Source organism: Gramella sp. KN1008, assembly GCF_004332155.1.
Taxonomy (GTDB): domain Bacteria; phylum Bacteroidota; class Bacteroidia; order Flavobacteriales; family Flavobacteriaceae; genus Christiangramia.
In genome coordinates this window covers 542104-562234 of sequence record NZ_SJDV01000001.1, presented here as the reverse complement: position 1 = coordinate 562234, position 20131 = coordinate 542104, and the positions used below count along the sequence as shown (strand labels likewise).

18 protein-coding genes are annotated in these 20131 nt (G+C 41.9%); 11 read left to right on the top strand and 7 right to left on the bottom strand.

Annotation, left to right across the window (positions count from 1 at the left end; translation table 11 throughout):
* Positions 1–47 precede the first annotated feature (47 nt).
* Positions 48–1340 (bottom strand): O-acetylhomoserine aminocarboxypropyltransferase/cysteine synthase family protein, encoded by a 1293-nt coding sequence (locus EZJ28_RS02610; RefSeq protein ID WP_131394590.1) that lies wholly within the window; start codon positions 1338–1340, stop codon positions 48–50.
* 943 nt (positions 1341–2283) lie between these two features.
* Between EZJ28_RS02610 and metK the strand changes: the two genes are divergently transcribed.
* The 10 genes from metK (at position 2284) to EZJ28_RS02560 (ending at position 11539) form a co-directional block, all read left to right on the top strand.
* The gene (gene metK / locus EZJ28_RS02605) at positions 2284–3549 is read left to right on the top strand and encodes a methionine adenosyltransferase (protein WP_131394586.1); all 1266 of its coding nucleotides are present in this window, start codon (positions 2284–2286) and stop codon (positions 3547–3549) included.
* A 157-nt stretch (positions 3550–3706) separates the two neighbouring features.
* A complete protein-coding gene (locus EZJ28_RS02600) occupies positions 3707–5071 on the top strand; it encodes an acyl-CoA dehydrogenase family protein (protein WP_131394583.1) in 1365 nt (454 codons plus the stop codon).
* Positions 5072–5093: 22 nt separating this feature from the next.
* Complete coding sequence (locus EZJ28_RS02595) at positions 5094–6023, top strand: glyoxylate/hydroxypyruvate reductase A (protein WP_131394579.1); 930 nt, start codon at positions 5094–5096, stop codon at positions 6021–6023.
* A gap of 18 nt (positions 6024–6041) precedes the next feature.
* Positions 6042–6491: a universal stress protein gene (locus EZJ28_RS02590; protein ID WP_131394576.1), complete on the top strand. Its 450-nt coding sequence runs from the start codon at positions 6042–6044 to the stop codon at positions 6489–6491.
* A 62-nt stretch (positions 6492–6553) separates the two neighbouring features.
* Entirely contained in the window at positions 6554–7489 is a 936-nt protein-coding gene (locus EZJ28_RS02585) for a threonine/serine dehydratase (protein ID WP_394346087.1), read from the top strand.
* Between the two features lie 88 nt (positions 7490–7577).
* Positions 7578–9383 (top strand): SLC13 family permease, encoded by a 1806-nt coding sequence (locus tag EZJ28_RS02580; RefSeq protein WP_131394571.1) that lies wholly within the window; start codon positions 7578–7580, stop codon positions 9381–9383.
* 2 nt (positions 9384–9385) lie between these two features.
* Entirely contained in the window at positions 9386–9724 is a 339-nt protein-coding gene (locus EZJ28_RS02575; protein ID WP_131394569.1) for a DUF202 domain-containing protein, read from the top strand.
* A 9-nt stretch (positions 9725–9733) separates the two neighbouring features.
* Positions 9734–10087, top strand: a complete 354-nt coding sequence (locus EZJ28_RS02570) for a DUF6122 family protein (RefSeq protein ID WP_131394566.1) — start codon at positions 9734–9736, stop codon at positions 10085–10087.
* Positions 10088–10244: 157 nt separating this feature from the next.
* On the top strand, positions 10245–10859 hold the full coding sequence (locus EZJ28_RS02565; protein WP_131394564.1) for a deoxynucleoside kinase: 615 nt from the start codon (positions 10245–10247) through the stop codon (positions 10857–10859).
* A gap of 11 nt (positions 10860–10870) precedes the next feature.
* Complete coding sequence (locus EZJ28_RS02560; protein WP_131394561.1) at positions 10871–11539, top strand: sterol desaturase family protein; 669 nt, start codon at positions 10871–10873, stop codon at positions 11537–11539.
* 115 nt (positions 11540–11654) lie between these two features.
* Here the strand turns inward: EZJ28_RS02560 and EZJ28_RS02555 are convergent, their stop codons facing one another.
* The 4 genes from EZJ28_RS02555 to EZJ28_RS02540 all read right to left on the bottom strand — a co-directional run bounded on the left by EZJ28_RS02555 (position 11655) and on the right by EZJ28_RS02540 (position 16205).
* Positions 11655–12692, bottom strand: coding sequence for an App1 family protein (locus tag EZJ28_RS02555; RefSeq protein ID WP_131394558.1), 1038 nt, complete (start codon positions 12690–12692; stop codon positions 11655–11657).
* Between the two features lie 82 nt (positions 12693–12774).
* Positions 12775–15174 (bottom strand): DNA ligase D, encoded by a 2400-nt coding sequence (gene ligD, locus EZJ28_RS02550; RefSeq protein WP_131394556.1) that lies wholly within the window; start codon positions 15172–15174, stop codon positions 12775–12777.
* A gap of 3 nt (positions 15175–15177) precedes the next feature.
* Positions 15178–15954 carry a Ku protein gene (locus tag EZJ28_RS02545; protein ID WP_131394553.1) on the bottom strand — a complete coding sequence of 259 codons (777 nt, stop codon included), beginning with the start codon at positions 15952–15954 and terminating at the stop codon, positions 15178–15180.
* Positions 15955–15956: 2 nt separating this feature from the next.
* On the bottom strand, positions 15957–16205 hold the full coding sequence (locus tag EZJ28_RS02540; RefSeq protein ID WP_131394551.1) for a Rho termination factor N-terminal domain-containing protein: 249 nt from the start codon (positions 16203–16205) through the stop codon (positions 15957–15959).
* A gap of 356 nt (positions 16206–16561) precedes the next feature.
* Between EZJ28_RS02540 and EZJ28_RS02535 the strand changes: the two genes are divergently transcribed.
* On the top strand, positions 16562–16975 hold the full coding sequence (locus EZJ28_RS02535) for a hypothetical protein (protein WP_131394548.1): 414 nt from the start codon (positions 16562–16564) through the stop codon (positions 16973–16975).
* 50 nt (positions 16976–17025) lie between these two features.
* Here EZJ28_RS02535 and EZJ28_RS02530 read toward each other — a convergent pair whose 3' ends face one another.
* Together EZJ28_RS02530 and EZJ28_RS02525 are read right to left on the bottom strand one after the other, a co-directional pair.
* The gene (locus tag EZJ28_RS02530; protein WP_131394545.1) at positions 17026–19443 is read right to left on the bottom strand and encodes a sodium-translocating pyrophosphatase; all 2418 of its coding nucleotides are present in this window, start codon (positions 19441–19443) and stop codon (positions 17026–17028) included.
* A gap of 125 nt (positions 19444–19568) precedes the next feature.
* On the bottom strand, positions 19569–20096 hold the full coding sequence (locus EZJ28_RS02525) for an inorganic diphosphatase (protein ID WP_394346086.1): 528 nt from the start codon (positions 20094–20096) through the stop codon (positions 19569–19571).
* Positions 20097–20131 lie beyond the last annotated feature (35 nt).

Below are 20131 nucleotides of genomic sequence, written 5' to 3'. Positions count from 1 at the left end.
GAAGGGCCTCCTGCTCCCTGCCCGGATTTACTAACCAAACCAACAATTTAAACCAGTGTGTTTTTCTTGATTTTTGAAAAGGACTCCTTAAGGTCATTTTGAAGGTCTTCTATATCTTCCAGCCCCACCGAGAGTCTTATAAGGTCTGGTGTAACCCCTGTTGAAGCCTGTTCATCTTCAGTAAGCTGTTGATGTGTGGTACTCGCAGGATGTATTATTAATGACTTGGTATCACCAATATTTGCCAGAAGTGAGAAGATCTGAGTTTCGTCTACCACTGTTTTTGCAGCTTCGTATCCTCCTTTCACGCCAAATGTCACTATCCCGCTCTGACCTTCTGTAAGATATTCCTTAGCCAGCCCGTGGTATTTACTGCTTTCCAGACCCGGATAATTAACCCATTCCACTTCTTCCTGTTCTTCCAGCCATTTGGCCAGTTTCAATGCGTTGCGGCTATGTTCCTTTATTCTTACCTTAAGGGTTTCAAGTCCCTGCAGGATCTGGAACGCGTTGAACGGACTAAGCGCGGCCCCATGATCCCTTAAGCCTTCGATACGCACCTTTGCGATGAAGGCCGCCTCTTCCAATACTTCATGATAAACGATCCCGTGATATCCCGGAGAAGGCTCGGTAAATTCAGGAAACTTACCATTTGCCCAATTGAATTTCCCCGCATCAATAATCACTCCGCCCAGTGAAGTTCCGTTTCCACCAATATATTTGGTAAGGGAATGAATTACTATATCTGCTCCATGCTCAATTGGATTCAAGAGATAGGGAGTGGCCACCGTATTATCCACTATAAAAGGAACATTGAAGGCCTTAGCCTCTTTTGAGATTCCTTTCAGGTCCAGTACATCCAGTTTTGGGTTCCCTATAGATTCGGCAAAGAACACGCGGGTATTCTCCTTCGCGGCTTTGGTGAAGTTTGCCGGATCTGATGGATCTACGAAAGTGGTAGTGATCCCAAGTCTTGGAAGTGTATTTTTAAAAAGATTATAGGTTCCGCCATACAAACTGTTAGAGGAAACTATATGGTCCCCGGCCTTTAACAGGGTTAATAATGCGGTATTGGTCGCAGCAGTTCCCGAAGCGGTTACTACTGCAGCGATCCCACCTTCCAGAGCAGCCAGGCGTTGCTCGAGAACATCATTGGTTGGGTTATTTATCCGTGTATAGATATATCCAGGTTCTGCAAGTGAGAAAAGATCGGCTGCATGATCTGAATTCTTAAAGACGTATGAAGTTGACTGGTAAATTGGAACTGCTCTGGTTCCACCGTTAGAAGTTGTATCGTGTCCTGCATGTAATGCTGCTGTTGAAAATTTGTGTGTACTCATGATTGAAAATTTTAATATTGTTATTTATCCATAAAAAAAGTCCCCCTGATCTGCTATTACCAAGGGGACTTTTGAATTGAACTTTATAACTAATATTAAATTCTCCTGTTTTGGTAATAGCTTTCCATGTAACGCATGCACATGTGCATCATCATTCGGCAGATCATCATATTTACTATTACTCTTGTTCTCATTTTATCTCTCTCTAATTAGGCTTCGACTTCGCTCAGCCTGACTTCTTATTTTTTACGCCGTCCCAAATCCCGGTTCAGTTAGACGTTTTGATTTTATAATAAAAAAACCGCTGCGGTTGGCAGCGGCTCTTTACAATATTATCTGTTTCAGATTCATGCAATAGGATGCGCTGCGGACCCTGTCCCCATCATACACATCATCATATTGCAAATTCTTCTGATCATTTACTTTTGATTTGTTGACAAAGATAACGACGGAGATTTTTAATTTCCAAGCGATTACAAAAGAATTATTGAAATTTGATTTTTAAAAGGGCTTTTTCGAGAATTTCGGAATTTAACCCGGGATTTTCTGATTTATTCCAAAAATGCCTGCGTTAGGGATTGAGGGGTTTGTTTGAGCTCTCCCGATCCCAAAGAGCGGGAAGCGAGTCGCGAAAGCCCGGCGCGAGACCCTTACGGGCGAAGCGCAACGCCATTATCATTAAAAGTACGCTACGACCTTACCAGGAAATAAATTTTAAAGAAAAACAGCTCAAATAAATTGACGTTAAATCAATTTGCCTTCATACTAATTTTCATACATTTGTAACCTAATTATTGAAAGGGACAGATTTGACTGATTGCAACCCTAAAATGTACGGCGAGTTTTGCCTTACATGCTAAAATGCTAAAGCAGTAGTTTTCTACACTCCTATTAGCCTTTCACGTCAAATTTTCTGTTCGCATAAACTTAAAAAAGGAATTGAATGGCTTATTTATTTACTTCAGAGAGCGTTTCTGAAGGACACCCTGATAAAATCGCAGACCAGATAAGCGATACTTTACTCGATAATTTCCTTGCTTTTGATGAAGAGTCAAAGGTAGCCTGTGAAACTTTGGTGACTACTGGCCAGGTTGTTCTCGCCGGTGAAGTTAGAAGTAATACCTACCTGGATGTTCAAAATATCGCCAGGGATGTGATCAATGATATTGGCTATACCAAAGGCACCTATAAATTTAGTGGTGATTCGTGTGGAGTGATCTCATTGATACATGAACAGTCCCAGGATATTTACCAGGGTGTGGATCGTGGAAACAAGGAAGAACAGGGAGCCGGTGACCAGGGTATGATGTTCGGGTACGCTACCAATGAGACAGAAAACTACATGCCGCTAGCACTTGATATCTCTCACAAGATCCTTATCGAACTCGCGAAACTGAGAAGAGAAGGAAAAGAGATAGATTATCTTCGCCCCGACTCCAAGAGTCAGGTGACCATTGAATACAGCGATGACAATGTACCTCAGCGCATCGTCTCCATAGTTGTCTCTACCCAGCATGATGAATTTGATAAGGATGATGAGGCCATGCTGAAGAAGATCAAGAAAGATATCATTGAGATCCTGATCCCGCGAGTAAAGGAACAGTTGCCGGAATACGTTCAGAAATTGTTCAATGATGATATCGTTTATCATATTAACCCAACCGGTAAATTCGTTATAGGCGGGCCGCATGGTGATGCCGGGCTTACCGGAAGAAAGATCATCGTGGACACTTATGGCGGAAAAGGAGCTCATGGTGGAGGCGCTTTTTCAGGAAAGGATCCTTCAAAGGTGGACCGTTCGGCCGCTTATGCTTCAAGACATATTGCCAAGAATCTTGTAGCCGCAGGCGTGGCACCCGAAATTCTTGTACAGGTATCCTATGCGATCGGGGTGGTGGAGCCTACTTCTATTTCGGTTTATACCTACGGAAAAAAGAACACTGATCTTACCGACGGACAGATCGCCGAGAAAGTAAAAGAAATCTTTGATATGAGACCTGCTGCCATAGAGGACCGCTTAAAACTTAGAAGTCCTATCTACCGGGAAACAGCAGCTTATGGTCATATGGGGAAAGAACCTCGAAAAGTGACCAAGATCTTTGAAAGTCCGTATAACGGAAGGATCACTAAAGATGTGGAATTGTTCACCTGGGAGAAACTTGATTATGTTGACAAGGTGAAGGAAGCTATTCCGCTAAACAATCAATAAGATTTAATAGAAGTTGAAACAATTCCGATAGCTATCGGAACCGATTGACAAATTTGGCCGCCACTGAGCGGCCTTTTTTTATCATTTCTTCGGAAAACCTTAACAGCTGTGAGCTTTAATAATTCCTACTTTTAAAATTCACCAAGAGGTTTCTCCTATGTCTTTATTCAAAAAAGTAAAAAACACCATCAGCCTTTTAAAGTCGGTAGACATGGATCAGCTGGCCAAGATCAATGAAAAAGTAGATCTTGCCGAAGCCATGAAAAGCCTGGGTGAATTAGATGACCGCCAACTGGCCGGTTTGATGAAAATGTTAAAAACCAAGCGCCGAAAAGGTCAGCATGACCTCCCTCCCATCGATGGTGATTTTTATAATCTGGACCTCAAATTAACTGAAGAACAACGGGAGATCCAGATGAAGGTGCGCAATTTCATGGAAGATGAAATCAGACCTTTGGTGAACGAATACTGGAAGAAGGACCAGTTCCCGTTCGAGATCATAGAGAAATTCAAAAAGATAGATATAGTAGGAGTACCATATGAAGGCTATGGATGCCCTAACCTCCCATTTTTAATGGAAGGTATCATCGCCCAGGAACTTGCCAGGGTGGATGTATCGGTTTCCACATTTTTTGGAGTTCACAGCGGGCTGGCCATGGGATCTATCTACCTCTGTGGAAGCGAACAGCAAAAACAGGAATGGCTTCCAAAAATGCAGAAGCTGGAAAAGATAGGAGCTTTTGGACTTACCGAGCCGAATGTGGGTTCTGGGGTAGCAGGAGGACTGGAAACCACCTGCAAATTTGACGGTGAGAACTGGATTTTGAATGGTCAGAAAAAATGGATAGGAAATGCGACTTTCGCCGATGTGACCATTATCTGGGCCAGGGACGAGGATTCCAACAGAGTGAAAGGCTTTCTGGTGCGAAAAGAAAATCCGGGATTCAAAACCGAAAAGATCAAGGATAAAATGGCGCTGAGAATTGTTCAGAATGCCATTATTACCTTAAAGGATTGCGTTGTACCGGAAAGCGATCGGCTTCAAAAGGCCGACTCATTCAAGGATACCGCCAATGTATTGAGAATGACCCGAGCCGGAGTGGCATGGCAGGCGGTTGGATGTTCACGTGGGGCGTATGAAAGCGCGTTGAAATACACCAAAAAACGTGAACAATTCGGGAGGCCAATAGCCTCTTTCCAGCTGATACAGGATCACCTGGTAGAGATGCTTTCCAATCTTACCTCCATGCAAACTCTGTGTTTCAGGCTTTCTGAAATGCAGGATCAGGGAATGCTTACCGATGAGCACGCGAGTCTGGCAAAGGTCTACTGCAGTATGCGCATGAGAGATATCGTTAGCCGGGCAAGAGAAGTACTTGGAGGTAATGGAATTCTTCTGGAGTATGATGTTGCAAGATTTGTAGCAGACGCCGAAGCGATCTATAGTTATGAAGGAACAAAAGAAATAAATTCACTTATTGTGGGCCGGGCCATTACAGGTTACAGCGCCTTTGTAAGTTAAATATGAAAAAGAAAATAAATTTATGTCAGTATTAGTAGTATGTCCCGGGAAGGATCCGGAGAATTGGGTAAATGAATTGAGGAACCAGCATCCGGGAATGAATATATATGTATATCCCGAGGATCACGATAAGGAGGAAGTAGAGTTCGCCCTTGCCTGGAACCATCCCCGGGGACTATTTAAAAATTATCCGAACCTGAAAGTTATAGCCAGTATGGGTGCAGGGGTTGATCACATATTGAGCGACAGCGGATTGCCCGAAGAGGTTGCAGTAACAAAGGTGGTAGATGATATGTTAACCCAGGATATGAGCGATTTTGTGCTTAGCCAGGTAATGAATCATATTCGGGGATTACATTATTACACCAAGGCACAAAAGGAAAAGAAATGGGACCGTTTCCAGTATCAAAGACCCAAAGACACTCAAGTAGGTATCATGGGACTGGGAGTATTGGGTAACGCGGTGGCCGATAAACTAGATAAAAATGGTTTCAGAGTTTATGGATGGTCCAGAACAGAAAAAAACTGTGAGAATGTGACCAGCTTCCATGGAAAGGAACAAATGGAAGAGTTTCTTCAAAATTGCGATATTCTGATCTGCCTGCTTCCTCTTACCCAGGATACCGAAAATATATTAAATGCCGATCTGTTTGATATGCTTCCTGAAGGTGCTTATATCATAAATGTGGCCAGAGGCCAGCACCTTGTGGAACATGACCTTATGGAAATGATTGATAGCGGACATCTTTCAGGGGCTTCTCTGGATGTCTTTAGAGAAGAACCCCTTCCGGAAGAACACCCCTTCTGGGAGCATGAGAAAATAAACATAACACCTCATATCGCCAGCCTCACAAACCCTAAATCTGTAGTGCCTCAGATCGTTGAAAATTATGAACGAATGATGGAAAACGAACCCCTTAAGAATAAGGTGGAAATAGACAAAGGTTATTGATAATAAAAACTTTTAAGGATGGATACTTTAAAGAATATCATGGTGGCGGTTGATTTTAACGACAGTATAGGTGAGTTAATGGTCTATGCTGAAGGTCTGGCCGAAAAATTTAATTCCAAGATCTGGGTTCTGCATGTGGCAGAGCCAGAGCCCGATTTTGTGGGCTACGAACCCGGCCCTCAATATATCAGGGATATCAAAGCCGAAGAATATCGTGAAGAGCACCATAATCTGCAGGAGGTCTGCAAGAATTTCATTGGGGAGAATATCGAGTCTGAAGCCCTGCTCATCCAGGGTTCCACGGTAGAAACTGTTCTTGATGAAGCCAGAAAACTGAATATTGATCTTTTAATTGTGGGGACTCATAAACACAGTTTTCTTCATAATCTCCTTCAGGAAAATGTATCCCTGGAACTTATCAAAAAAGCTGAGATACCAATGCTTACAATCCCAATAGACGAAGATTAAAAAATATTACCTGAAAATTCAGCGGAATTTTTAACTTCATCCAAAACTTAAGAATTTTGGAAATCACAAAGCTTCAGCTTGAGAAAGTTCAGGAACATGTGCGCCCCTATATACATCGTACACCTGTATTGAAATCACGACTCCTAAATGAAATAACAGGAGCCGAATTATGGTTCAAATGTGAGAATTTTCAGAAGATGGGAGCCTTCAAAATGAGGGGTGCAGCCAATGCTATCCTAAACCTGAGTGAAGAGAAGAGAAACAAGGGAGTGGTAACTCATTCTTCGGGAAATTTCGCTCAGGCCCTTTCCCTTGCTGCTAAAAGCCTGAAGGTCCCAGCATATATCGTAATGCCGGAAACTGCTCCCGAAGTAAAGAAAGCCGCGGTAAGAACTTATGGCGGCCAGATCACAGAATGTCCCGCTACCTTAAAGGACAGGGAAGAAACGGCATCCCAAATTCAACAACAAACCGGCGCTACTTTTATCCATCCTTCCAATGATCTGGATGTAATCCTGGGACAGGGCACCGCCGCCATGGAACTTTTACAGGACCATCCCGATCTTGACTATGTGATCACTCCCGTAGGTGGTGGCGGACTTATTGCCGGAAGTGCTCTTGCCGTGAAATATTTTAGCGGTGAATGTAAATGCATCGGAGCAGAACCATTGGAGGCCGATGACGCCTGGAGATCACTGAAAAGCGGAAAAATTGAAACGAATGAATCAGCCAATACCATAGCTGATGGTCTGAAGACCAATCTGGGAGATATTAATTTTCCTATTATTCGAGAAAATGTTGAGAGGATCATCAGGGTTTCGGAAGATGAAATAAAATCGGCTTTAAGACTCATCTGGGAAAGGATGAAGATCATCGTTGAACCTTCAAGCGCAGTGGCACTCGCGGCTGTCATCAGGGAGAAGGAGACCTTTAAAAACAAAAAGACAGGAATTATAATTTCGGGAGGAAATGTAGATCTGAGCAAACTTCCATTTTAATCTAACTACCTAATTTTTAGGACTGTTTGAGCTTACAGTCTTTTATTCGACAGAAACTTACTGTATATTTAAACTCAACTTGGTTTAAATGGAGCTCTACCTGACCGTTGCGATTATCATTATAGGGATCATTCTCTTTGTGCGTGATTATTTCTCGATAGATACCACCTCCATTATCATTATGGCCCTTTTCATTGTCTCTGGGGTGCTAAGTCCCGAAGAAGGTTTTTCGGGCTTCAATCATCCGGCGACGATCACCCTTGGCTGTATGTTCGTTGTAAGTGCAGCTGTATTCAAATCCGGAATTATAGACGGGATAAGTACCAAGCTCATCAAGATTGCCCGGATCAATTATTTTCTGGCCCTGGTATCCTTATGTGTCACCGCAGCGGTACTTTCAGCATTTATAAACGATTCTGCCGTGGTGGCAATATTGATACCAGTGGCTTTACTGGTATGCCGCGAAGCAGGGATTAGTCCGTCGCGATTACTAATTCCCATCTCGTTCTCGGCGCTTTTTGGCGGCACCTGTACACTGATAGGAACCTCAACGAATATCCTTGTAAGCAGTTATGCCGAAAAACTAGGTTCGGATGGCTTCGGAATGTTTGAATTCTCTTTGCTTGCGCTTTGTCTTCTGGCCATTGGTATGTCTTATATTTTATTGCTTGGCCCCATAATTCTGCCTAAACGCAGTCTTCCGGAAGATGCAGGACTTAAAAAGGAAGCCGAGAAATATATGGCAGAAATAGAGCTGCATGGGGAAAGTGATGATATAGATCAGTCTATCTCCCAGTCTAAACTGGTGAACGATTATAAAGTACAGATCCTTCGTATTAAACGTAAGCATTATCGGGTATATGAGATTAACGGGGAGACAGTGCTTCGTGAAAGCGACCTCATCCGGATTCTTGTAGACCCGGTAAACCTGGCCAAACTGAAAGTGAAACGTGGTGTTTCAGTGAGAGGTGATAAGGAAAATATTCAGAACATGGAGACCAATGATTTGGTAAGCCCTAAGAATTCACCTCCCCACGAAGAAAAAAAGATCTATGAAGTGATGATCCCTTATGGCTCTGAACTGGCAGGAAGATCCATAAAACAGCTTAATTTGAGAAGTACTTATTACGCATCGGTGCTGGCCATACGTCACAGGAAAGAGACAATTACCGAAGACGTGTCCAACGTGGTCTTAAAAGAAGGAGATATGATGCTGCTTTTCGCTTCCGAAAAGGCCATTTCTCTGCTTACCGCTGAAAAGCTTATCGTCACCCTTTCAGAATACCAGGGAAGAAGGGTTAATTATAAAAAAGCCATACCTGCACTACTAATAGTAATTGGAGTAGTGAGCGCCGCGGCTTTCAATATAACTTCCATTCTAATAAGTGCTATGATAGGAAGCCTGCTACTGGTCACCCTAACCATATTAAAACCCCAGGAGGCCTATGAAGCCATAGAATGGAAAGTGATCTTTATGATCGCAGGTGTCCTCTCCATGGGAAAGGCTCTGGAAAAGACCGGGGGTTCAGACATCATTTCGCAATATATCTATGAGTCGCTGGGAAGCATGGACCCACGTTATACACTTAGCGTCATCTTTCTTTTTACTTTCCTTTCTACCAACGTTTTATCCAGTAAGGCCGCGGCCGCCCTTATGACCCCGATAGTTATTAGCCTTGCCGCCGCGATGCAGGTAAGCGAGAAGCCATTTTTAATTGGAGTGATGTTCGCCTGTTCGTTAACCTTCATGACCCCCGTGAGCTATCCTGTAAATACGATGGTATATGCTCCAGGAAATTATAAGTTCCGGGATTTTTTAAAATTCGGAACTCCTCTTAACTTTATCGTCTGGATCGCTGCATCGTTTTTGATCCCTATATTTTTTCCCTTTTAGCTATGAGAAAAGTAAAACTGCATAACCCGTTAAAGACAAGACTGATCGATGAGAAGCTCATCAGGGAACATCTCGCTCTGGAACGCACTAAGCTGGCTAATGAGCGAACCTTACTATCTTATATAAGAGCTTCCATATATTTACTTATCAGCGGACTGGCATTACTACAGATCAAGGAATATCAGGGCATCAGCCTTACCTGGTTGGGTTACCTGGCCTTATTTATCTGTGTCCTATTCCTTCTGGTTGGGGTTTCCCGCTATATTGCTCTGGAAAGAAAGTTAAACAAGTTGCTCCGGGAAGATCCCAGGGAAAATGAGGAAGATTCCACTAACAAGTAAAATTAAGATTTGCTGCAGGCCCTAGTTCACTATTCGCTCCACTTCCTAGCCATTGGGATAATCGCCTATCTCTATGACAAGGAGAACTGGCTTAAGTACTGGCTGATCCTGGCGGCCACGATGCTGGTAGACCTGGATCATCTACTGGCCACTCCAATATTTGATCCTGAAAGATGCGGGATTGGTTTCCACCCTTTACATTCTGAACTGGCCATCACCGCTTATGTTCTGGGGATGATCTTTATTAAGCATAAAGTGATCAGGCTAATATGTATTGGCCTGTTCTTTCATATGTTAACAGACTTTATTGATTGCATCTGGACCTACGCCAAATGTGCCACCTGCCTTCAGGATATATTCTAAAACCCACACGGCTAATTTATAACGTCAAAAAATAACGGTTTTTAACTATTCTGTTTCTCGCTTGAAGACCTCTTTTATCTTAAATCTATTATCTTTACTCCCTTGAAAACTGAGACTACAATCAACCTTATCTAACCAGGAAAGTAAATTATCAATTATGCATGTAGCCATCGCAGGAAACATTGGTGCAGGAAAAACCACTCTAACTAAATTACTGGCAAAACATTATAAATGGGAACCCCAATTTGAGGATGTTCTTGAAAACCCGTATTTGGAGGATTTTTACAACAAAATGGAACGATGGTCTTTTAATTTACAGATCTACTTTCTTAACAGCAGGTTCAGGCAGATCCTTCAAATAAGGGAAAGCGGTAAAAAGATCATTCAGGACAGGACGATTTATGAAGATGCGTATATTTTCGCCCCTAACCTTCATGCGATGGGTTTAATGACCAACCGGGATTTCGAAAATTACAAATCTCTCTTCGACCTTATGGAAAGTGTAGTACAGGGTCCCGATCTGCTTATCTATTTAAGAAGCAGTATTCCCAATCTTGTGTCTCAGATTCATAGCCGTGGAAGGGATTACGAAAATTCGATCTCCATAGATTATCTAAGCCGTCTGAATGAAAGATATGAAGCCTGGGTGCATGGTTACGATAAAGGAAACCTGCTGATTATTGATGTAGATAATATTAACTTTGTGGATAATCCTGAAGATCTTGGTGGAATAATTAACCGCATCGATGGAGAACTACACGGACTTTTTTAAACATATCTATTATGGAATCTACTAAACTAAAAAGACCAAAACACAAAGGATCGCCAAAATTGTTCAAAAATCCGATCCTTGAGAAACTAACTCATACGCATATATCTATCCCTCTTATAATCTTTGGTGTGATAGCCGCTGCGTTGATCTACTACGGGATTATAGAAAAGGGATTTGAAGTACCTGAAATGGTTCTTTTATTCTTCGCCGGAATGTTCTTTTTTACACTGGTAGAATACCTGATGCACCGATACCTGTACCATATCCCTGCAACTACGCCAAGGAGACAGAAATTATCTTATACCATGCACGGGGTTCATCACGATTACCCAAAAGATAAATCAAGACTTGCTATGCCTCCGGTATTAAGTCTTATCATCGCTACCGTATTATTCATTATCTACCGGGCTGTTCTCGGAGATTATGTATTCGGATTCCTGGCGGGATTTCTTATTGGATACGCTGGTTACCTTGCCGTGCATTACTCGGTACACGCATTTAAGGTGCCAAACAACTTTCTGAAGGTTTTATGGCATCACCACAGTATTCACCATTATCGTGAACCAGATAGGGCTTTTGGAGTTTCTTCTCCTCTGTGGGACCATATCTTCAGGACCATGCCAAGAAAATCACCAAAAAGCGAGCGTGCTAAAGTTGGGACCAGTATAGACCCCAGTTAGTAACGTCTTTGCTCAAGACTTATTAAATGATTTAATTAAAAAGATCCCGGAAATTCCGGGATCTTTTTTTATCAACTTGCATGCGAAATTTCAAATAATGGCATTAATCGAAACCTTACTGAATAAAGCCATTTTCGCGAGCATGCTTTTCGGCCTCATTTGAATTTTGAGCCAGAAGAACTGGGACAGTATCAAAATTGTCAATAAGACTTCTCACCCGCTCCATTCTTCTTTTATGTTTAACGCTACGCAGGTAAATAGCCAGGATCCTGTCTGAATACTGCGCAGCGATCTCAGTATAAATACTGGCATCGTGCTCGCCACTATCACCTATTAGAATAAATTTAAGGTCGGGATAGGTTTTGAGTATATTGATGATCTCCTTCTGCTTATGAGGTTTTTCAGGCTTCAGGGTGCTTTCAAAAGGTGTACGCAGATCTCTGAGCAAAATAGGTCCTTTTGGAAATTTATTATAATCCAGAAACAATCTCAGATATTCGTAAAGATTCCAAGGACTATTGCTCAGATAGAACATTGGATTCTTGTTCTTCCCACTTTTTCCTTTATGTAGCTTCTGATAAAGATCTGGCGCTCCCTTTAAAGGAATCCTTTTATAGGCGTTCGTAAGAAGGGAGTTTTTAAGAAGTCGCCATTTAAGAAATGAGGTTACCCCCGTGTGTAAAATCGTATCGTCAATATCGCTTATCACTCCAAATTCGGCATCTACCTGAGGCACCAGAAACTCACCTCTGAAAGGGTTCGCCAGGAGTTCTGTCCCTTCTTCAAGTTCATTGCGGTAATATACCTCATATTCTACCCAGCCTTCCGGGGACGCATGTTCAGAAAGGTTCTTATCAATCGTCCTTTCAAAAAGAAAATAACCTTCATCACCGGTAATTTCCCGAAGATTGATCTTATCAGGAATTATGAGCTCAATAGCCGCATCGGGAATTTCAAAACTGTCAAATTGCTTATAGGTATTCTTGATCGTCTTAAAAAAAGACTGGTCTTTAACGATCTTTAAGGGTTCATTATCCAGAACCCTTCCTTTTACATATAAATGGGAATACGTGCCATAACTTCTATAAGGAACTATATACACCTGGTCCAGATTCCGGTATCGGCCAATGATTTTTTTAAAGCGTTTGATCATCAGAGTGTAACTTTATTTTCAATTTAAACTTAATTCGTAAGCAGCCGGGTAATACCCTTAAGTTTTATCAAATTTTTAATACCTAAAGCTCTTCCAGTTTTTCGATCGCCTTTTCCATATCTATGCTTTCAGAAAGCAAACCTTTAAAAAGATCTCCTTTTTTCTCCAACCTGGCAGGCATATTCGTTATATTGAAATCACTGAGCTGCAATCCCTTTTTCAGCTCATTCCACTCGATGGGTGCAGATACAGGCGCTCCTTCTTTTGGTCTAACGCAGTAAGCGGCCGCCAGGGTTTGCCCCCTTCTATTCTGAAGATAATCAAGGTAGATCTTAGCTTTCCTGTTCTTTACAATCCTTTCCATACTGGTTAGGCCCGCCGTCCTTTCCCTGATGAAATAACAGATAAGTTTTGTAAAATCACGGGCCTCATCATAAGTGTACAGGGCTCCCATTGGCAAATAGATGTGTATCCCCCTAGACCCGGTAGTCTTGCAATAAGCTTTGATCCCGGCACTATCCAGGATCTCTTTGGTAACCCGGGCAACCTCTATCACCTCATCAAAAGTATTTTTTTCAGAAGGATCAAGGTCGATAACCACATAATCGGGTTTATCCAGCTCCTGTACCCGGGAATTCCATGGATTTATCTCGATACATCCCAGGTTCGCCATATAAAGCAGAGTAGGCTCATCCTGGCAAAGCAGATATTCAATATTTCTTCCCGCAGATTTGGAATATATCTTTGTGGTCGCTATCCAGTTCTCTAGTAGCCCTTCATTATCTTTCTGATAGAATCCCTCTTTTTTGATACCATTCGGGTGCCTGTGAAGATTCTGAGGACGATCTTTAAGATAAGGCAGAATATATTCTGAAATTTTGATGTAATAGTCTATCAGGTCATATTTCCTCAATCCGGAATCGGGCCAGTAAACCTTGTCCAGATTTGTGAAGTTCACAAGCCTTCCATCCACCTCAATAGCATTTGAATTTTTCGTCTTTTTATAGGTAGTGGTTTCCTTTTCTATTTCAGGTGATGTTTTATCCTCCCGAAGGCCTTTATAGACGGGATGCCTCATTCGTCCGCTTTGTGTCCATTCTGAAAATATCACCTCGCAGATAAGATATGGCTGAATCCAGTTTGGTTTTCTGCCTTTTAGGTTTACAGCTTTTGGAAAAGGGCTTTTTCCCAATTTGAACTTTTCCATCTTTTTCAGAAGAGCTCGCTTTTCTGAAGCTGAAAATCCCGTTCCACAATTCCCTACATAATTAAGATTTCCATTATCATAAATCCCCAGAATAAGCGATCCGAAGGCTGAACTTTCAGAATCCGTATACCCGCAGATCAGAGCCTCCTGACTCTCATGGGCTTTTATTTTCAACCATTTTTCACTTCGATAGCCCGGTGTATAAACCGAATCGGCCTTCTTGGCAATCACCCCTTCCATTCCGGCCTCGACCGCCTTTTCGTAAAAAGCAGTTCCCATTCCTTCCACATGGTCACAATAAACGGAGAGAACAGTTTCCTCCAGAACTTCAGGAATCAGGCTCTTTCTCTCCAGCAGGGGTAGTTCCAGCATGCTATGGCCATTCAGGTAAAGCATGTCAAAAACGTAGAATCTGAGACTGCCTTTGGTTGTGGAATCGTAGTTCTGTAGTTCCTGGAATAAAGGGATACCATTTTTATCAAGCACTACCAGCTCTCCATCCAGGATCACATCATTAGATATGTTCTCCAGGTCCTTTACCAGATTCGGGAATTTTGAATTATAAACTATACCGTTACGCGAATAAATAGACACCTTCCCGTCTCTGATATTTGCGATCAAACGGTAGCCGTCCCATTTCAGTTCATAAAGCCAGCCGGGTTTATTGAAAATATTTTTATGCGCTGTGGCAAGCATAGGCTTTACTGGCTGCCCGGGCTCCAGCTTACGCACTTTAGGTCTTTTGGCAGGTGCTTCGGTTACGAAAACTTCTGCATCGTAATCCAGCTCTGTAGAAAAGCTGTCTTCTTTTTTTATTAAAAGCCAATGATTCTTTTCATCTTCTCTTCTGGTTCTTACCAGAGCGAATATGCCTTTCAGTTTCTTGCCGAAGAACTCAAGCTTCAGATTACCATCCTTAAACTGATCTATCAGGTCTTCCCCTTCTCCGGCAGAGATAAAAGTACCTTCATCCCAAATGCTCATTTCCCCGGCACCATAATTCCCTTTGGGGATGGTTCCCTGAAAACTGAGGTATTTAACAGGATGATCCTCGGTTTGTACCGCAAGCCTTTTATCCTTAGGGTTCATAGACGGGCCTTTAGGCACGGCCCAACTCTTAAGCACTCCTTCCATTTCCAGGCGTAGATCATAATGTAGCCGCCGGGCCTGATGCCTCTGCACAACAAAACGCCCTTTGTTTTCATCACTGACCTCGGCAGAAGGTTCAGGCGTATTATCAAAATCCCTCTTTCTCTTGTAGTCGTCCAGTGCCATCTGCTAAGACGCTTTAGTCTTTTTCTTTTTTTCCAGACTTGCCTTTAGTTTAGACATAAGATCCCTGGCCGGAGTAGGTTCACTTTCAAAATCTTCAATTTCAGGTTTCTTCCCGGTAGCTTTGGAATTAATGATCTTCAATAGCTGGGCATTGTATACATCCTTGTATTTTTTAAAATCAAAATCTGAGGTATACTGCTCTATCAGGGAAATAGCCATATCTACCTCGTTCTTTTTTACTTTGGATTTTGAGAGTTTAAGATCGGATGGATTTCTTATTTCATCAGCAAACCTAATGGCATGAAGTACCAGAGCATTCTTATATACTCCAATAAGGCTTAAATGTTCCTTTTGCCTCATAACAAAAGTCGCCACGCCAAGTTTTTTGGTTTTCTTAAGTGCCTCTCTTAATAAATTATATGATTTTCCGCCTTCTTTCTGGGGTTCCAGGAAATAAGGTTTTTTAAAAAGCACGTCAGCTACCTCAGCTTCATCAATAAATTCTTCTATATCGATGGTCTTGCTCTTCTTCATATTGGCTTTCTCAAAATCCTCTTTTTCCAGCACTACGTAATCCTCGTCCTTCTTAAAGCCCTTTACAATATCTTTCCATTCTACCTCCTTACCGGTATCTTCATTCACCCTCTTATATCTTATTCGGGCATTGTCCCTACGATCCAGCATATCCAGTTCCAGACGCCTGTCTTCGGAGCCGGAATATAATTTTACAGGGATTGAAACCAGGCCAAAACTTATTGAGCCATTCCAGATAGATCTCATTTTTAATGATTTCTAAGAGCTTTAATAAGTTCATCCTTTGTCATATCACTTCTGCCCTCAATTCCTACCTCCCGGGCCTTTTTATAAAGCTCTTCTTTAGTTCTTTGTTCATACTCATCGGCATGTCCTCCTTTTTTCCCAGATTTGGGATCATTGGCAATTCTTGCGGCTTTTTCTTTGCTCATTCCCTTGTCACGCAATTCTTCATACTGTTCATCATTCTTGATCTGCGGTCCATGATTTTTAGACATAATAGTTAACTTTTTGAGTTATATATTAAATCTACGATTTACCTTAGATTCACGAAAGAACTGGAAACCGATTAACTAGTTTTTAACGACTCCTTCAGGTATTCATTTTAAAAGCATTAACCCCCAGGGAATCTTGCAATTGCGTCAATTAATAGTTTCTTTAGACACATCGGGAATTTATGATAATAAGGGGTTAAATAAGTTAAAAGTGTATGTTCTCTTGAGCTTTACTTTTAATTTTGTCCTTCCGCTATTCAGTAGAAAAAATATACACAACAGATTAATTTCAAGGGGGAAGAACTATGCGTTTATGGGAGAAAAAACAAATTATTGAACATCTGGAAAAATTACGGGTAATGAATTATAAAAGTGCATTCATTTATAAGATTGCGCTGCGTAATGAGAAACGTCTCATATTACAGAATTTCTATAACAAAATATATCAACAGAAAGTGGAATTTCAGAAAGATATCGATGAAAAGATCGAACAGGTAAAAAAGGAGATTTCACCACTTAAGGATCCCAAGTTATTATCATTTTATAGACGCCGGCGATGTGAACTCTCCCAGCTATATCTTAAGTACAAAATGAAGCATACCTATTCCCGAGTCTACAAGAGAGAGCTTAAGAGCTTTAAAAAATACAATACATATCTTTCCAAAATAAATCATGCAAGTGTAAGAGAAGTACTGCTGGCACATAAGCATACCGTAAAAACCAATCTAATTGAAATGAACAACACCGGGGTAATGAAGTTCCCTATAGCATAAAAAAATCCCCGCCAGTAGCGGGGATTTTTTTTTTAAATTATTTACCGATCCTATTTAAGAGCATCTATCTGAGATCGTATCTCTGTTTCGGTTCCGGTAAAAGTATGAGTTTCAGTGAAGGTTTCACCGTCTTTTGTTTTTGTTACCACAACATAGGCCTCGGCCATTTCACCTTCTGAAGTAATCTCAACCTTTATTTCCTGGGATACCATTTTCGCTTCTTCGGAATTTTCGTAAACCGCTGAAGTCTCTTCATCATTAGGTATATCGGTTTCTGTATGTCCTCCAAGAATAGGAGCGATCACAAGGCCTATAAGGCAGGTAAGTTTGATAAGAATGTTCATCGATGGCCCGGAAGTATCTTTAAAAGGATCTCCCACAGTATCTCCGGTCACGGCTGCTTTATGAGCATCAGATCCCTTATAGGTCATTTCACCGTTTATCATAACCCCGGCTTCAAAAGATTTCTTCGCATTGTCCCATGCGCCCCCGGCATTATTCTGGAATATCGCCCACAATACACCACTTACCGTTACTCCGGCCATATAACCTCCAAGCATTTCAGCAATTAGAACATTTTCATATCCGAAAAGCATTGGTAGAAATGCGATAAGAATAGGAAAGCCAATAGTGATCACACCTGGCAGTAACATCTCTTTAAGTGCAGCCTGAGTTGAGATCTCAACACATTTATCGTATTGAGGTTTTGCAGTTCCTTCCATGATACCCGGGATATCCTTGAACTGTCTTCTAACTTCGCGTACCATCTTCATGGCTGCCCTACCCACTGAACTCATGGCAAGGGCTGAAAATACCACAGGCACCATTCCACCAACAAATAGCATTGCCAATACCGGAGCTTTGAAGATATTAATTCCGTCAATTCCTGTAAAAGTCACATAAGCCGCAAAAAGTGCCAGGGAAGTAAGTGCCGCCGAAGCGATCGCAAATCCTTTACCTGTTGCCGCGGTGGTGTTTCCTACCGAGTCAAGAATATCTGTTCTCTCTCTTACTTCCGGAGGCAACTCACTCATTTCAGCAATACCACCAGCATTATCGGCGATTGGTCCAAATGCATCGATAGCAAGCTGCATAGCCGTTGTTGCCATCATGGCTGAAGCTGAAAGTGCCACTCCGTAGAAACCTGCAAATGCATACGAAGCCCATATGGCTATGGCAAATAAAAGAATAGAATAAAAAGTTGAGATCATCCCGGTAGAGAGACCTGCAATTATGTTTGTGGCTGCTCCTGTACTGGAGTTTTGAACTATGCTCAGAACAGGCTTTTTACCAAGGCCGGTGTAGTATTCGGTAACAGCAGAGATCACACCTCCCACAATGATACCTACCAGGGTTGCATAAAATACTCTAATGGCTTCTATCTCCTTAAATTCAAACCCGGCTTCTCCTCCGGTAAAAAATCCCATGGTCATGGCTTCCTTAGGAAGCATCCAGGTGACAAGAAAATAACTTGCAATAGCAACTAAAAAGATGGAGAACCAGTTCCCGATATTAAGGGCTTTTTGAACCTCGGCCTCTTTAGCATCATTGGATTTTATTCTAACCAGAAGGGTTCCAATAATGGAAATTATTACTCCGGCTCCGGCTATGGCCATAGGTAATAGAATTGGACCTATTCCGCCAAAACCTGAAGAGGTTATATCACCGCCCATATCTTTTATAATATAGTTACCAAGTACCATCGCAGCAAGAACTGTGGCTACGTAACTACCAAAAAGGTCGGCTCCCATTCCGGCAACATCCCCCACATTATCACCTACATTATCGGCAATGGTAGCGGGGTTACGCGGATCATCTTCAGGAATTCCTGCTTCCACCTTACCTACCAGATCGGCTCCAACATCGGCTGCCTTAGTATAGATACCTCCACCTACACGTGCAAAAAGTGCAATAGACTCAGCTCCCAAAGAGAAACCGGCAAGTGTTTCCAGTACAATAGTCATTTGCTCTGTGTTGGTCCACTCTCCTCCCATAAAATAATTGAAGAAAAGGATAAAGAACCCGGTAAGGCCCAGCACCGCAAGGCCTGCCACGCCAAGTCCCATAACGGTTCCACCGCCAAAAGAAATATTAAGAGCTTTTGGAAGACTGGTTCTGGCCGCCTGGGTAGTCCTAACATTGGACTGTGTAGCGATACGCATTCCCATATTCCCGGCAAGAGCAGAAAAGAACGCACCAAAGATAAAGGCAACGATTATTAAATAGTGAGTGGTTGGAACAAAATAAGCGATCGCGGCCAGCGCTATACTGGCTCCTATCACGAAGAACGTCAATAATTTATATTCTGCCTTTAAAAAGGCAAGGGCACCTTCATAGATGTGAGATGAAATATCCTTCATTTTTCCGTCACCGGCGTCCTGTTTCATCACCCAGGACCTTTTGACCCACATAAAAATGAGGCCGATTATTGCCAGCACCGCAGGCATATAAATCATTATTGCTTCCATATTAGCTAGGTTAATTATGTTAATAAAATATTAATGCCCGCTAATGTAGTAAAATCAGTCATAACTAAAAAAGCAATAACTTGGAAGGTTATTGCTTTTTTATTAGTATAAATTCTGGTGATTTTTTAAGAAATCATAAATCTGGATTTATCTCCTTCGTAATTCTTAAATCGCTCTACACATTGTCTTATAATTTCCCTTGCCTCACCGGCATCTCCAAAATCACCGGTATCAACCTTTTTCTTTTCAAGATCCTTATATACCTGGAAGAAGTGCTCAATTTCCTTAAGCATATGGCCATTGAGTTCTTTAAGATCATTAAGCCTGTTCCAGATAGGATCTGAAACCGGTACACAAATAATTTTTTCATCAGGACCTTTCTCATCGGCCATATGGAACACCCCAATTGGCTTTACTTCCATCACCACGCCCGGGAAAGTTGGCTCAGATACCAGAACCAGTACATCTAACGGGTCTTCATCAAGTGCAAGTGTATTAGGGATAAAACCATAATCTGCAGGATACATCATGGAAGAAAAGATCATCCTGTCATAACGAACCTTCTTCAGTTCAAAATCATATTCGTATTTGTTTCTACTCCCTTTTGGGATCTCGATCAATACATCAAAAGTCTCAAAGTTGTCAGACATTATTTTTAGTTTTCTCAATTATTTTAAGGGCTGCAAAG

Coding starts and splice junctions, on each gene's coding strand:
- EZJ28_RS02575 (WP_131394569.1), top strand. CDS start 9,386: ATGAGAAAAGTAAAACTGCATAACCCGTTAAAGACAAGACTGATCGAT.
- EZJ28_RS02595 (WP_131394579.1), top strand. CDS start 5,094: ATGTCAGTATTAGTAGTATGTCCCGGGAAGGATCCGGAGAATTGGGTA.
- EZJ28_RS02590 (WP_131394576.1), top strand. CDS start 6,042: ATGGATACTTTAAAGAATATCATGGTGGCGGTTGATTTTAACGACAGT.
- EZJ28_RS02565 (WP_131394564.1), top strand. CDS start 10,245: ATGCATGTAGCCATCGCAGGAAACATTGGTGCAGGAAAAACCACTCTA.
- EZJ28_RS02610 (WP_131394590.1), bottom strand. CDS start 1,340: ATGAGTACACACAAATTTTCAACAGCAGCATTACATGCAGGACACGAT.
- EZJ28_RS02560 (WP_131394561.1), top strand. CDS start 10,871: ATGGAATCTACTAAACTAAAAAGACCAAAACACAAAGGATCGCCAAAA.
- ligD (WP_131394556.1), bottom strand. CDS start 15,174: ATGGCACTGGACGACTACAAGAGAAAGAGGGATTTTGATAATACGCCT.
- metK (WP_131394586.1), top strand. CDS start 2,284: ATGGCTTATTTATTTACTTCAGAGAGCGTTTCTGAAGGACACCCTGAT.
- EZJ28_RS02545 (WP_131394553.1), bottom strand. CDS start 15,954: ATGAGATCTATCTGGAATGGCTCAATAAGTTTTGGCCTGGTTTCAATC.
- EZJ28_RS02600 (WP_131394583.1), top strand. CDS start 3,707: ATGTCTTTATTCAAAAAAGTAAAAAACACCATCAGCCTTTTAAAGTCG.
- EZJ28_RS02580 (WP_131394571.1), top strand. CDS start 7,578: ATGGAGCTCTACCTGACCGTTGCGATTATCATTATAGGGATCATTCTC.
- EZJ28_RS02555 (WP_131394558.1), bottom strand. CDS start 12,692: ATGATCAAACGCTTTAAAAAAATCATTGGCCGATACCGGAATCTGGAC.
- EZJ28_RS02530 (WP_131394545.1), bottom strand. CDS start 19,443: ATGGAAGCAATAATGATTTATATGCCTGCGGTGCTGGCAATAATCGGC.
- EZJ28_RS02535 (WP_131394548.1), top strand. CDS start 16,562: ATGAATTATAAAAGTGCATTCATTTATAAGATTGCGCTGCGTAATGAG.
- EZJ28_RS02540 (WP_131394551.1), bottom strand. CDS start 16,205: ATGTCTAAAAATCATGGACCGCAGATCAAGAATGATGAACAGTATGAA.